11 protein-coding genes and 1 tRNA gene are annotated in these 13900 nt (G+C 37.4%); 3 read left to right on the top strand and 9 right to left on the bottom strand.

What is annotated here, in order from left to right; translation table 11 throughout:
- Positions 1-19: 19 nt before the first annotated feature.
- The 4 genes from WC747_03965 to WC747_03980 form a co-directional block, all read right to left on the bottom strand.
- A tRNA-Ser gene (locus WC747_03965) sits at positions 20-111 on the bottom strand.
- 14 nt (positions 112-125) lie between these two features.
- Positions 126-1025 (bottom strand): 30S ribosomal protein S2, encoded by a 900-nt coding sequence (gene rpsB / locus WC747_03970; GenBank protein ID MFA5999145.1) that lies wholly within the window; start codon positions 1023-1025, stop codon positions 126-128.
- A gap of 109 nt (positions 1026-1134) precedes the next feature.
- Positions 1135-2529: an Npt1/Npt2 family nucleotide transporter gene (locus WC747_03975; GenBank protein MFA5999146.1), complete on the bottom strand. Its 1395-nt coding sequence runs from the start codon at positions 2527-2529 to the stop codon at positions 1135-1137.
- A gap of 103 nt (positions 2530-2632) precedes the next feature.
- Positions 2633-4036, bottom strand: coding sequence for an Npt1/Npt2 family nucleotide transporter (locus tag WC747_03980; GenBank protein MFA5999147.1), 1404 nt, complete (start codon positions 4034-4036; stop codon positions 2633-2635).
- A gap of 563 nt (positions 4037-4599) precedes the next feature.
- Between WC747_03980 and lon the strand changes: the two genes are divergently transcribed.
- The 3 genes from lon (at position 4600) to WC747_03995 (ending at position 9411) form a co-directional block, all read left to right on the top strand.
- The gene (lon, locus tag WC747_03985) at positions 4600-7068 is read left to right on the top strand and encodes an endopeptidase La (protein ID MFA5999148.1); all 2469 of its coding nucleotides are present in this window, start codon (positions 4600-4602) and stop codon (positions 7066-7068) included.
- 42 nt (positions 7069-7110) lie between these two features.
- Complete coding sequence (locus WC747_03990) at positions 7111-7278, top strand: hypothetical protein (GenBank protein MFA5999149.1); 168 nt, start codon at positions 7111-7113, stop codon at positions 7276-7278.
- Between the two features lie 252 nt (positions 7279-7530).
- Complete coding sequence (locus WC747_03995; GenBank protein ID MFA5999150.1) at positions 7531-9411, top strand: hypothetical protein; 1881 nt, start codon at positions 7531-7533, stop codon at positions 9409-9411.
- Positions 9412-9482: 71 nt separating this feature from the next.
- Here WC747_03995 and WC747_04000 read toward each other — a convergent pair whose 3' ends face one another.
- The 5 genes from WC747_04000 to WC747_04020 form a co-directional block, all read right to left on the bottom strand.
- A complete protein-coding gene (locus tag WC747_04000; protein MFA5999151.1) occupies positions 9483-10067 on the bottom strand; it encodes a hypothetical protein in 585 nt (194 codons plus the stop codon).
- A gap of 80 nt (positions 10068-10147) precedes the next feature.
- Positions 10148-10693: a peroxiredoxin gene (locus WC747_04005; GenBank protein MFA5999152.1), complete on the bottom strand. Its 546-nt coding sequence runs from the start codon at positions 10691-10693 to the stop codon at positions 10148-10150.
- A gap of 30 nt (positions 10694-10723) precedes the next feature.
- Complete coding sequence (gene cmk, locus WC747_04010) at positions 10724-11407, bottom strand: (d)CMP kinase (protein ID MFA5999153.1); 684 nt, start codon at positions 11405-11407, stop codon at positions 10724-10726.
- On the bottom strand, positions 11404-13143 hold the full coding sequence (recJ, locus tag WC747_04015; GenBank protein MFA5999154.1) for a single-stranded-DNA-specific exonuclease RecJ: 1740 nt from the start codon (positions 13141-13143) through the stop codon (positions 11404-11406). Before recJ ends, cmk begins: the two co-directional genes overlap by 4 nt.
- A 153-nt stretch (positions 13144-13296) precedes the next feature.
- The coding region (locus tag WC747_04020) for a hypothetical protein (GenBank protein ID MFA5999155.1) at positions 13297-13900 on the bottom strand (604 nt) is incomplete at its 5' end.

Below are 13900 nucleotides of genomic sequence, written 5' to 3' on the forward strand. Positions count from 1 at the left end.
TCACACGGGAAAAAGTGAATGGTGGAGAGAGAGGGATTCGAACCCTCGATGCTCTTTTCAGAACATACATGATTTCCAATCATGCTCTTTCGACCACTCAGACATCTCTCCAAGTAGTAAAAAGACTATGCGCCTTTTCTATTGACAGGTCTTTTAAACGCTGGCTTAGCTACACCTTTTTTAGACGAAACTTCTTCATCGCTTTCATCAGAAATATCAATGATGATATCTCTCAATTCAGCTTTTTTCGCTTCGAATGATTTAGGAGCTTCAGCTTGAGCATCTTTTTGCGCAGCTCTTTGGGCTTCAATTGCACTTTTTGCATTTTTGCTTACTTCAGCTTTTTTAGCGATGCCTCTTTTAACAGCTTCTTGCAAATATTCTAGAACAAATGCAATACCTTTTGCTGAGTCATCATTTCCAGGAATTACGTATTGAACGTTGCTTGGATCAGAATTTGTATCGACCAATGCAACAACAGGAACTCCTGATGAAATAGATTCAAGAAGAGCTGTTTGTTCTTTACGAACATCAATTAACACAATCGCGCCGATGTTTTGGGTCAAAGCCTTTAGACCACCAACACTTCTGTGTAAACGTTCTGCTAATTTTTGGAATCGCACAACTTCTTTTTTTGTATAAGGAGAATTTTCTTTAGTTGATTTTGCAATCACATCTTCAAAGTGAAGAAGCTTAGTAACAGCTTTTTTTACTTGATGATAGTTAGTGATTGTTCCGCCAACCCATCTGTAGTTAACGTATGGCATATTTGTCGCTTGGCCAACGATAGCAATCGTATCTTTTGCAGTTTTTTTTGTACCGACCCACAAAATAGTTTCGCCACGGGCAACAACACTCTCTAAAAAGGTTGCAGTTTTTTGCAAAGCATAAGCGGTTTTAGAAATATCAATGAGATGAACGCCGCCTCTATGCCCCCAAATGTACGGTTGCATTTTTGGGCACCATCTCGATTTTTGATGGCCAAAATGAAGACCTACATCTATCAACTGTCTAAAATCTATCATAAATACACCTTTTGAGGTCCTTTAAATTAAGTTACTATCAATAAAAAACATGTTACTAATTCTATGTACTAGAGTACCTGAAAAAGAAAAAAATACAAACTTTAAGCCATTATTCTGCGCCAACAGCTTCGCCTTTTTTCAAGAGAGAAACGTATTTCTTACCCAAAAGCCACGCTACACCAATCCACAGAAAAACAATTCCTGCAAAAAATGATGAGAATAAGCCTAGATACAAGGGCGTTCCAACAGCAGCTACACTTTGAATTGAACCAATTGCTCCAGACCCGCATGCTTTTGCAAAACGTTGTCCAAAGGATTCAATCCATGCTTTTGATTTAAATCGAACATCTTTAACCGTTGGTATGTATAAAGCTTCGCGTACTGGAGAAGCAAAAGCATAATTCAACATGCCAAGTACCATAAACACAAGAAGCACTGCTTGCTCGTTGTACGCTAGCATAAAGTATGCTAGCAAGCATCCTGTGACAATAGGGATCAACATCAAGCACACACGTTCACCCAACCGTTTGATCAAAACGCGAGTACCAAAGAATGAAACTAAAAAGCCCACACCCTGCATCATAAACCGTTGTTTAAACATTTCTCCTGTAAACGCTGCAGCATCTTTTGCGCCAGCTTGTAGTATTACCGTACGCTGAATTCCAAGCACCACATTGACCAGTTCATAAAAGAACATCATGCCAAAAATACCTAAAATGTATGGGTGCTTTAAGATTAAAAATAAACCTGAGAACATGCCAGTTTCAGAGCTACCCTTTTTTTCTTGTTGTTTTTCAAAGTCATAAGAAGCCTCATAACCATGCAAACTTTTTTCTGTTGACACTTGCAGCAAGTAGTAGATAACAGCTGGAGAAAGCACAAGCAAAATAGATGCCCCAATAAGCAAAATTTGATGTGTAAACACCGATGACCATGCAAACGATCCTAAGCGTGGCGCAAACAACATCCAAGCAATACCAGCCGAAAACATTCCTCCTAATTTTGAACCAGCGATGATTAAAGTGTACCCTTTTTTTGCAGTTTCTGGTTTTGTAATCGAGTTCGAAAACGACCAATACACACTAACAACAAACGGCACTATTCCTTCATAAAACAAATAGACAAACCAGCCAAAATATCGATCTGGGCTTGATACTGTATTGGCAATTCCTATAACTGGATCCGACAACAGATACGCTATAACAATACCACCAATTCCATACAGCATGCTATAAAAAACAAGGAGCCAAAATCGACTCATGTAATCAACTAATTTTGCATACAAAAGTGTTGCCGGCAAAAGAAAAAACATGGAAATAATTTTAACTTGATATAAAGACTTGGATCCTACAATTTGAGCAAAAAGAACATCCTTCATTTCTTTAAGCACTGTGTATGAACCTATCACACAAAAAAAGGCTACAGCAAGCCAAAATATTTTATTACGCTCTTGCTTGTCTAAGTCGAACGACAAGCCTAATTTATGCAAAACAGCATTAAACATCTTTATGATCCTTTCATGTACTACGTTTTAATTATTATCTTGTCTTATAAAACAAGGCCCTCGCCAAAAGAAGAGGGCCGACTGTTTTATTTTTTTATTTCAATTACTCGTTACCAATGATTTCATTGTTACGAGTCGCTTTTTCGTATTTTTTACCAAGCAACCATGACGTTACAAACCAAGCCAGCATTAAGAGGCTGAAAAATCCGCCATAAACTACGGTGAACGCTGTTGTTCCAGCAGCCAGTGAACGGGTAGCATTTGAGAATAAACATCCAAATCCTTTAGAAAACTTCGTTCCAAAAGTATCGATCCATGCTTTCGCCTTAAACTTCATATCTTTTGACGTTGGAATATACAACGACTCTCTGAGCTGATAGGAAATAGAATAGTTAACCGTAGACATACCGATAAACAGATACATGATTGCATCGACACTGTAGGTAAACACGAAGAATATCAAAAGACCGCTTATCAAAAACGGAACCAAGAATAAACATCGACGAAGCTCAAAACGTCTGAGCAAGAACTGAACCCCAAAGAATGATATAATCATTCCATAAAAATGTGCCTGGAATCTTTGCCAGAACATTGAAGCGGTAAATCCAGCAACTGACGTTGAAGCTTCTTTTAAGATTCCGATACGTTGAAGACTGATAACCACATTGAGCGTTTCATAGAAGAACACCAACCCAAATATTCCAAGAACGTACGGCGACTGCGCTAAAAGCTTAATCCCTGAAAAAATGCCCGTTTTAGCTTCGCTTTCTTTTTCTTTGTCTTGTTGTTTTTCAAGCTGATAAACAGCTTCATAGCCGTGCAAATATTGGCCAGGAACGGTACGCATTAAAATCTTTAAAATAACGGGAACGCAAAGAAGCATAACAGAAACAAGACCCATGAGTATTTGATGCGAAACCACATCGTGATTCAGGCAACCAAAACAATCAAGAGCTTTTGCATGATCAAGGATATACCACGCAAATAAAGCAGCAAAAATACCACCAATCTTGGATCCTGCTACCATTACCGGGTAACAGTTTTTTGCCTCATTCGGGCTTGAAACCGAGTTTGCAAAAGCCCAAAAGACACCGACCACAAAAGGCGAGTACCCTTCTAAGAAAAAGTAAAAAAACCAACCAAACAATCTATAAGGACTAGTTTCGATATTATACAAACCAATAGAATGATGTCCTAAAAGAACGGTGAATCCAGCTAAAATTACTCCATAGAGCATGCTATAAAAAGCCAACAGTTGATAACGACGGAAGACGTCAACCAGCCGAGAATAGACCAAAGCTGCTGGAATCAAAAGAAAAATAACGAGTAGTTTTGCCATCGGCAAATATTCTTTGCCCACAATGCTTACAAAGATGGAATCTTTTAGCTCTTTGGCTATGGTGTAAGATCCAAGCACAAAAGCAAAAGAAATTGTTAAAAGAATGAATTTTAATCGTTCGTGTCTATTTAACCCTAAGTTAAATATACCCCCCAAGAAAGAAGCCATATTGGTACCTTTTAAACTTAATTATACTCTGAAAGATTTCACTATTTGACCAGCCCCAGCATTAAACCCCTTTTTTGATTCATGCCATTTTTTGCAATAAAAAAGACCCTTGAAGCATCGAAAGCTACAAAAGTCTTATGTTACCCTGTCCAAGGTGGTACCAATACATGATCTCAATTGATCACGTAACTGAAAATTTTTATATACTGAACTATCCAAAAGCACCATAGATCCTCTAAAAAAACTGTTTTAAATAAAGATATTTTTGAATAATAATTACAGGAAGTATACCATGTCCAAAGATTCCCGCAAAGAATTTACAAAAATCGAAAAAAGATTTTAATCACAAACCCCGATTTTCAGCTAACATACAACAAAAACACCCAAAGTCCTGCTCGAAAGGTGGTTTACGAAGCTTTAATTTACTGGTATTCTTATAGAGGAATCATTTTAGTAAATCACCTTGATTTTCTTGAATGGAGATGGTTCCAAAATGGATTTGGTTACTCAAAAAAGCGGCTTACTCATAGGCAACTTGCTCATAAACATAGGAGTCAAAATATATGAACACAGAATACATGGATATAGAACAATCGCTTAACATAAGCCCAGTTACTGCGCCTGAAGTGCTACATCAGCCAACATCTTCTGATAATATTTTGCCTATTTTACCTTTGAAAAACATCGTCGTTCTTCCTACAAGCATTATCCCTATCATTGTGGGTAGAAAATCATCGGTTAAAGCGGTTGAGCATGCTCTTAAACATCACAACAAAACAATTTTCATCACGGCTCAAAAGAACCCTGAAACTGAAAATCCGACGAAAGATGAAATTTACACCTATGGTACCAAATCGACCATTTTACAAGTTATGAAAATGCCGAATAATTCGCTTAAAATACTTGTTGAAGGCATTATTCGAACTAAAATTATTGATACCTACGAAACTGAATCTTTTACTTCAGCTTTTTTACAAGATTGTCACGCCACAACCACCTCTGATGTCAACATCGAAGCTGCTTGGAGAAATTTAAAAACAGTCTATCTAGCGTACGGCAAGCTCAATCAAAAAATTCCAGCTGACTTAGTAAGCACGGCTCAATCTGTTCATGATAAAGAAGCTATTACCGATACGATTGCTGTCCATGCAAATATCACCTTTGATGACCGTCAAAGAATTCTTGAAACAATTGACCTTGCAGAGCGCATGACCTTAGTCGCGGTTCTTTTAAAAAATGAAATTGAAATACTGCAAGCAGAAGAGCGAATCAAAGGCAGAGTTCAACATCAAGTTGAAAAAAATCAACGAGAATATTACTTATCTGAGCAAATCAAAGCTATTCATAAAGAACTTGGCCGAGACGATCACTCAGGCGAAGTCGAAACGTTTCGACACAAAATTAAGCTTTTACGCTTGCCAAAAGATGCTCAAGAAAAAGCAGAAAAAGAACTTCATCGCTTAGAGCAAATGCCATCGATTTCAGCTGAATCTGCGATCAGCAAACATTATATCGATTGGATTTTAACGCTACCTTGGCACAAAAAAAGCAAGGACACTATCAGTCTGGTCAATGCAGAAAAAATTTTAAACAAAGAACATGCTGGTTTACAAAAAGTTAAAGATAGAATTCTTGAATTTGTAGCAGCACAAAAATATGCTCAAGATCTTAAACGAACGCCAACTATTTGCTTAGTCGGGCCTCCTGGAGTTGGTAAAACATCCCTTGCGGCGTCGATTGCAAAAAGCTTAGGTCGAGAATTCACCAGAATCTCACTAGGCGGCGTTAAAGACGAAGCTGAGATACGTGGACACCGAAGAACGTACATCGGAGCTCTACCGGGCAAAATTTTACACGCTATGCGTAAAACAAAAACGATCAACCCTGTAATTTTACTTGATGAGATTGATAAGTTGTCACATGACAGCGCTGGCGACCCTTCGGCAGCACTTCTTGAGGTGTTAGATCCGGAACAAAACAAAACATTTACCGATCATTTCATTGATACTGAATATGATTTATCAAATGTTATGTTTATCACAACGGCTAACTCTACAGATTCTATTCCATATCCTTTGTATGATCGTATGGAAGTTATCAGCCTTTCGGGTTATACCGACGCTGAAAAGCTAGCTATTGGACAAAACTTTTTGCTTCCAAAAATGCTGAAAGAGCACAATTTAACGAAGTCTCAAGTAAAATTGAGCAGTGAAATATTGCTTCAAATTATTACTGAATACACCAAAGAAGCTGGTGTCCGTCAGCTTGAGCGTTTGATTGCAAAGGTTATGAGAAAATCAATTCAAGAGTTTTTGCTTGATGAAAAATTAAAATCGGTCACAGTTACTGCAGAAAAAATTACTGCGTGGCTTGGACAGGAAAAATATAAAAAAACTGATATCTGCAAAAAACAAGACGTTGTTGGACTTGCTACAGGACTTGCTTGGACTGAACTTGGCGGAGATGTTTTAGAAATCGAAGTCAGCCTGCTTCCTGGTAAAGGTGGTTTAACCTTAACTGGTCAGCTTGGTGAAGTGATGCAAGAATCTGCACAAACAGCATACAGCTATGTTCGATCACGAGCTTTAAAGCTTGGTATTAAAAAATCAGAATTTACCAACAATGACGTGCATATCCACTTCCCTGATGGCGCAACTCCAAAAGATGGTTCATCTGCAGGTATTGCTATCGCAACAGCACTTGTTTCAGCGTTAACCAATATCCCTTTCAAAAACCATTTGGCTATGACGGGAGAAATTTCACTACGCGGTCGAGTCCTTGCAATCGGTGGATTGAAAGAGAAATTGCTTGCAGCTCAACAATACGGCATCACAACTGTTCTGCTACCAAAGGCTAATGAATCTGATTTAGCTGAATTTAAAAGTGACATTACAAAATTAAACATTATATTTGTAGAACAGGCGGATGTTGTCTTGCAAGAAGCTCTTGCAAAAGACCCATTCAAGCGTAGAAAAATTTCTTTAAAAAAGAAAACTTCGAAAACAAAAAAGGCAGCAAGTAAAAAGCAGTAGATAAAAGTATATTCCATAAAAACACCTTAAAAAGGGCCCATTATGAAAAAATTCGTATTAGCTTCAGTACTCGTAGCAGCACTTCCTGTTCTTTCAGGTTGCTGGTCTAAAAAAGAAGTTGTTGAAGTAGCTCCTGTTGTTCAAACAGAAGAAATGACAACTCCTTTAGAAGAAATTAACGAATCTTCAAAAGAAGAATACGTTGCGTAAGCTGATCAAGCTTTAAAAAATAAGAGCTAGGGAAACCTGGCTCTTATTTTTTTTGTAAAAAATCTAACCATTGCAGCACCCATTAACCGCTCATGCATAAAATCCAGTATCCTGATGGCTGCGTTAAAATACCCCATACCTTTTGAGCTTTTCAGGTAGATAAGGTACCCTTAAAGTATATAAGATTACATAATCCAGCCTTTGCTTTTAGCTTGGGCGGACGCGTTAAAAAGACGCGAAATGGAGGTTTTTATGAAACATATACTTAGAAAAACTATGATTTTTTCCTGCTTGTTGGCAATGTCACAAGCACACGGGATGTCCTTTTTTGCCTCAAATTCAGGCAAATCTACAAGCACATCACAGCCAACAGCACCTGTATCAGCACCAAAATCACGATCTTTGGAGATTTTACAGAAAAACTGTAAAGACTTATCTATACAACTATGGCTATCCAAATGTGAATCTTTGTATGGATTTGAAAATGCCGAGCAAATTTTACAACAAGCAATAGACGAAAAACGCTCAGATATTATCAAATTTATGATGCCGCATGCCTCAAAAGAAGATAGAGGTACGGCTTTGCTATATGCTGTAAAATCAAACTCTGCAGATATGGTAACAGAATTATTGAAGCATAAAGTAGCTGAAAAAGCTCTTTGGAAGTCATTGACCGAAATTGCATCATCTTACAAATCAGACAAAGAACACTTTACAACATTAATCTTGCAACACATGAAATCACTAAATCTTACTGAAAATCATGTTCAAGAATTAACCAATCATTATAATTCTTATAGTATTTTACACTTTTTATCGCACAACATAGTTATGCCGTCAAATGTACAAAATATTATCGTACGAGCACTTGCAAAAAGTGGTCAAAGTTACAATATGGGACATTTTTTAAATGATCGCTCTGTGCAGAAATCCGATTTAACAACAGTGCAGCAACATGGTATCTCTGATCGAGCAATTCGTAAAATTGCACAAGATAATACGTCGCAAGACGTAGCGTCTCTTCTAGCAAAAAAATTATATGAAAATAAAAAAGAGCAAATAAGCACGTATCGTAAATTTGATATCGCAATGCTACAAACTTGGACTGATAATTCAAAAGCTGATTTTTATAAGCATTATGACTCAGTACGAACAGTGACCACATGCTCAAATGCTGTCGTCGACAACGTGACTCAGACTGCTCACTTAGTCCATAATTTTTTATTGCTCCAAGGACTTGCTACACGATTGATGAAGCAACCAACAATCAATTCAAACAACTACTCTACTCAAGACTTGGCATATGATTTAATCAAAACAAATATGATCAATCGCGTATGCCAGCATGAAAAAGAATTTGACACACAAGGTTATCAAACCTTTTATCATGGTAGAAGTTGGGAATGGAACTTTGCCAACGATATGTGGCGTATGCTCTGTGCATTAAAAGATAATACTGCACAAATGCCTGACCTTGTAGCGTTACGCTTCCGAAGCGGTACGCAAAGTAATGCTACCTTGCAATCATATCGCAAAGATTTAATGGCTAACGGTCCAAGTAATTATGGTGGAACAGGTACAACGGCATCTGGAAAAGACGCTGAACTCACCTGTATGAACCGTACGATTTTGACCAACTCAAGTAGCTCAGCTATTTGTACAGGATCTTACTTCTTGAACAATTGTAGCATAGCTTCATCAGGCCAAGCTTTAAGGTATGTTGAGAAAATGTTTAAAGATCATAACATGCATGCTCTTTACTTAAAATTTGAATCAAACATTAAACAACTTGCTGCTGATCACCAGAAAACAAGTGAGCGCGGTGAGCTACTATGCATCGCTGTTCGTAAAAATTGTTTAGACAGCATGGTATACGTTTCATGCGGCTACGGAAGCAAAGATCCAAATGCTGTAGCTTCAAAGTTTCTTGAAGAAAAAGATAAAAATGCTGCATTAAATCCAACTGAAACAGAAGATGGAAGCTCATACTTCTGTTTAGCAGTATCTGATATTCCAGGTGAATATGGCGACAAATATACGATTAAATCACTGCATAACGCAGATCCTGTAAAATATGATGTCTATCAAAAGCAGCTTGATAGTTTGTTTGCAGATATGAAAAAAGCAAAATAATCAGACTTTAAAAATTAAGGGCCCGTATAAAAGCGAGCCCTTTTTTATTGATAAATTTATAGCAGAGAGATTTATCGTAAAGAAATTAAAGCAATGTGAAAATAATCAGAAGCTATAAGCAGTAACGTTAAAACTGCATACGTTATCACACTAGCAAGCACGATCGCTGTAATAAGTTTTTTTCGCTCAATTTTCAACCGACCAAGAATGACATATTGCAGAAGCATTGAAACAATGGTTACAACAATGAAAAATACCACCAAAATCATCGTAAATTTTGAGGCAATGAAAGCTTTATGCTCATCTGAAGCTACTACGCCTTTGCGAACCAAAGAAAATAAACCATTTTCACCAAACAGAAATGACCAATTAATCAATACACCGAATGCAAAAATCATTATGTTTGCAAGAAATGACAGTATTTTTGCAAGAAGCATACGTTTTACACAGGGTATATATCCAACATGAGCAACCCTAGAGACAATAAGTGATTCAAGCAAGACAACGAGTAAAAAGAGCGCTGCTCCAATTAATCGAAATGGCGTATTGACCAATATTACAGGAGTAATAAGAGCAAACACCCATCCACTTGCGTTTACAGATATCGGCACAACCAGCGCACCCAAAAGCAAACTGATAAAATTTTTCTTTTGCATGATACCCCTTTTAAAAAAAATTTATTGTAACATACATTTTAAATAGCAAGTGGTACGCAAAGAAGTCAAGAATCTGAAAGTTACCGTCGATACTCTTTTTCAAAGCTACTTAAAATATCATCAATTTGTTTATCAATATCGACATTTTCAAAAACTTTAAAAACGATTCCTTTTTTGTTAATCAAAAACGTTTTTCGTTTGCTATGAAAAAATCCAAGAGCTCCATACTTCATTGATATTTCTCGCGCCAAGCGACTATCGCTAACGAGTGGATACGGAATTCCTAATTTTTTTTGAAATCTTTTATGTGAAGCGGGTGCGTCGCAACTCACTCCTACAACCGATATTCCTTTTTCTTTCAATCTATCGATCGAATCACGAAAGCTTTTTGCTTGCTTGATGCATTCAGGAGTATTATCAAAAGGATAAAAATATAAAACAAGATCTGAGCCGCCACTATTTAATTTAAAATAATCTTGTAAGTCAAAATCCCGAATAGAACTATCGGGAAATACCGCTTTAGCTTTAAATGTTGGGGCTGGTTTACCCAGCACTTTATTTTTTGTGTGTATTTGAGATGTCGTAATTGCAAAACACGCCAACAGCGCTAAAGATTTTTTAAACATTTTCATTCTCCTTTTTTTATAAGTTCTTTTTTACTTTCTGAGTGCTTCTTTAACATATTCAAGCGCTTTTTGTACCGTCTGCTCTCGCGAGTCTAGCGATGAATCTAGCAGAATGGCCCCTTCAGGTTTTATAAGTGGTTCATAAGCACGCTCACGGTCCATGCTGTCTCGCTTTTCAACAAGTTCTACTGCTTGCTGACGAGAAAGAATCGTGCCACGTCTGCGTTGATCAACCTGTAAACGCCCTGCGCGAACATCGGGTAATGCATCTAGATAAAATTTGACCTGCGCATCGGGAAAAACAACAGATCCGCATGAACGACCTTCTACGACTACATCTTTATCTTGCACCAATGCTCGTTCAAATTTTCTTATTTCTGTGCGCACACTTTCATTTTGCGCAAGAACTGCTACAAGGTGTGCAAGCTGCGCGTCTTTTAAATAGATGGTGATATTATCACCTGACCAATATATTTTTGCCAAACCAGATTCATATTCATATCGAAAATTACCACCCTGCAAGCATGCTTGAATGTCAGCCAGATTTGGACTACGCATTTTGTTTTCATCATAGTTGTAAAAAGTTTTTAACACGTAGGCAAGACCACGATACAGATAACCACTATTTAAACAAAAAAAATTCAAATGGCGAGCAAGCGCTAACGCTAACGTTGATTTGCCGCTTCCACTCGGTCCATCTATCGTGACAATCATACCAATTCCTTCATCCCTGCTACGTCAATCCCCTGCAATTCTACCGTGTACGTTCCATTCCAATAATTATGCATGACCTGCCCTACAATATCAAACGGCTCATCAGCCTGAAAGGTGAGCACTTCGAGCAACTCTGGTCGATTAAAAAACATAACTGGTTTGATAACGCCATCGGCAAAAACCATACATTTTATATGAATATCTTTTAAAACTTGTGGACGCTTAACTAAAACAACACCTTTGATATAAAAATAAGGCTGTGAGTTTTCATGTCCAAACGGTTCAAATAAACGTAAATCTTTCATAAATTTTTCTGAAAAATCTGAGAGCTGTGCCGGTGCATCAACAAATAATTTTTGTTTTAAATCAAATTCAGTTAACTGCTCAGCAACTTTTTTCTCAAGGCGCGTTTGCAGCTCTGGCAAATCTGAAACTTTTAGTGAAAGCCCTGCTGCGTGTGAGTGCCCACCAAATGAAATTAAAATATCTTTCGATTCACTCAGCGCATTAAAAATATTAAATTCTTTAATCGATCGGCACGATCCTTTTGCAATGCCATCTTTGGTTAGATGAAACAACAGCGTCGGTTTTCCGTACGCACCAACAATGCGTGACGCCACTAAACCAATCACGCCAGCTGGCCAATTGCCGCTACAAGCAATCACAATATTTTTAGAAATATCGACTTGTTTACTTTCTATCTGTTTGACCACGTCTGAAATAATTGATTGTTCAACTAATTTGCGAGATTGATTGATTTCAAATAATATTTTGCCAATCCGGTCAACATCAGCAAGATTGTTTCCAATTAAAAATTGCACACCTTCACGAGGATCATCTAAACGTCCTAACGCATTAATTTGCGGAGTGACAGAAAATCCTATGTCGGTTGAAAAAAGTTCTGGTTTGGTAAATTTACTATTTTCTTTTAAAACTTGTAGAGCGTAGCTTTCATGCTTGTTGACATACGCAAGACCTTGGCGTACCCAGTAGCGATTTTCACCGGTCAAAGGTACCACGTCGGCAACAGTTCCAAGCAGAAGAAGTTCGATAACTTTCCCCGGGATTTCCATCTTTTTTTCCCGATACAACAAAGTAAGTATCTTGAAAGCTACTCCAACACCTGCAAAATGCTTAAAGGGGTACGGACAATCTTCTTGATGCGGATTAACGATCGTGTATGCATCTGGTAGATGATCATGTGGCCTGTGGTGATCGGTAATAATTAAATCGATACCAAGCTCCTTAGCTAATTTTGCTGGCTCAAAAGCCGTTGTTCCATTATCAACCGTGATGATAACTTTATAATTATTTTCTGCTGCTTTTTTGACAATTTTGGTCGAAATACCATAACCATCTTTAACTCGATTTGGTAAATAGAAATTAACCAGAGCGCCTAGTGGTAAAAGTCCCATCATCACAAGTGAAGATGATGTAATTCCATCAACGTCATAATCACCAAAAATTAATATTTTTTCTTTGTTTTCAATTGCTTGTAAAATTCTTTCTACTGCACGCTGTGCACCCTTCATGAGTGCTGGATCTGCAACATCTTTTTCTTCACTGCTGAGTAAAAAATCTTGAATAGTTTCAGTCTCACTACAATTTCGAGCAAGCAGTGTTTTGGCAAGTGGTATCGAAATACTAAAGCGCTGTGAGATCTCAACAGCTTTTGCGCTGTCAATTTCAGGAATTCCAAGAAGATATTTGCGACCTTGTAGAAAAGAATAATTCATGAAATACCTGGTTAGAAAGTGATAGTTTAAACGTTATTTTAGTGTAACTCATCACCCATGAAGTTGCAAAATTAGTTTACTCAAATAAACGAGGCCACTTGCGCAGCCTCGTTTATTCACAAATCAAAAAGAAAATTTATCTTATTTTTCGAATTACTTTTTTTTCTTCTTTGGTACGACTTTCACATCTACTTTTTTAATAATTGTTTTTTCCATTCCTTTTTGTCCATGTCGTTTTTGCGCAACCATTTTTAAAATGTTTTTCATCGCAGGAACTTGCGATTCAAAAGCTTTTTCCATGTCTCCTGCAAGAGTTGTAATATCTTGCGCACTATATCCAAAGTTTGCTGTCGTAAACGGAGCTTTTGAAATATCAATTGGTGGACGAGTTGGGAAATAGATAAACGTTGGTACTTTTGGATTATAAGACACTGTTCTTGGATCATTAAATACCGTCATAACCGATGCGAGCAATAATGCTTTTGCCTTTTTACTATCACCAGTTGTTACCGAAGACAAATCAGGAATAGCAATGTTTTTACGTTTAAAATATTTTTCAGCAGTTTTAAATACTGGAACATCTCCAGGATTAGAATCATAAATAATAATGACGTCAACTGCTCGCTCTGGTCTATCGAGCAGGAGCGGTAAAGGAAAGTTAAATGCAATACCAGCATCAAACAACCCTATCTCTTTTTCGTTTTGTAAAAGACTACGTCCAACTCCTACTGAATAGTTCGGGAAGCGTGCATGAACT

The organism is Candidatus Babeliales bacterium (genome assembly GCA_041660205.1).
In the GTDB taxonomy this organism is placed as follows: domain Bacteria; phylum Babelota; class Babeliae; order Babelales; family Chromulinivoraceae; genus JACPFN01.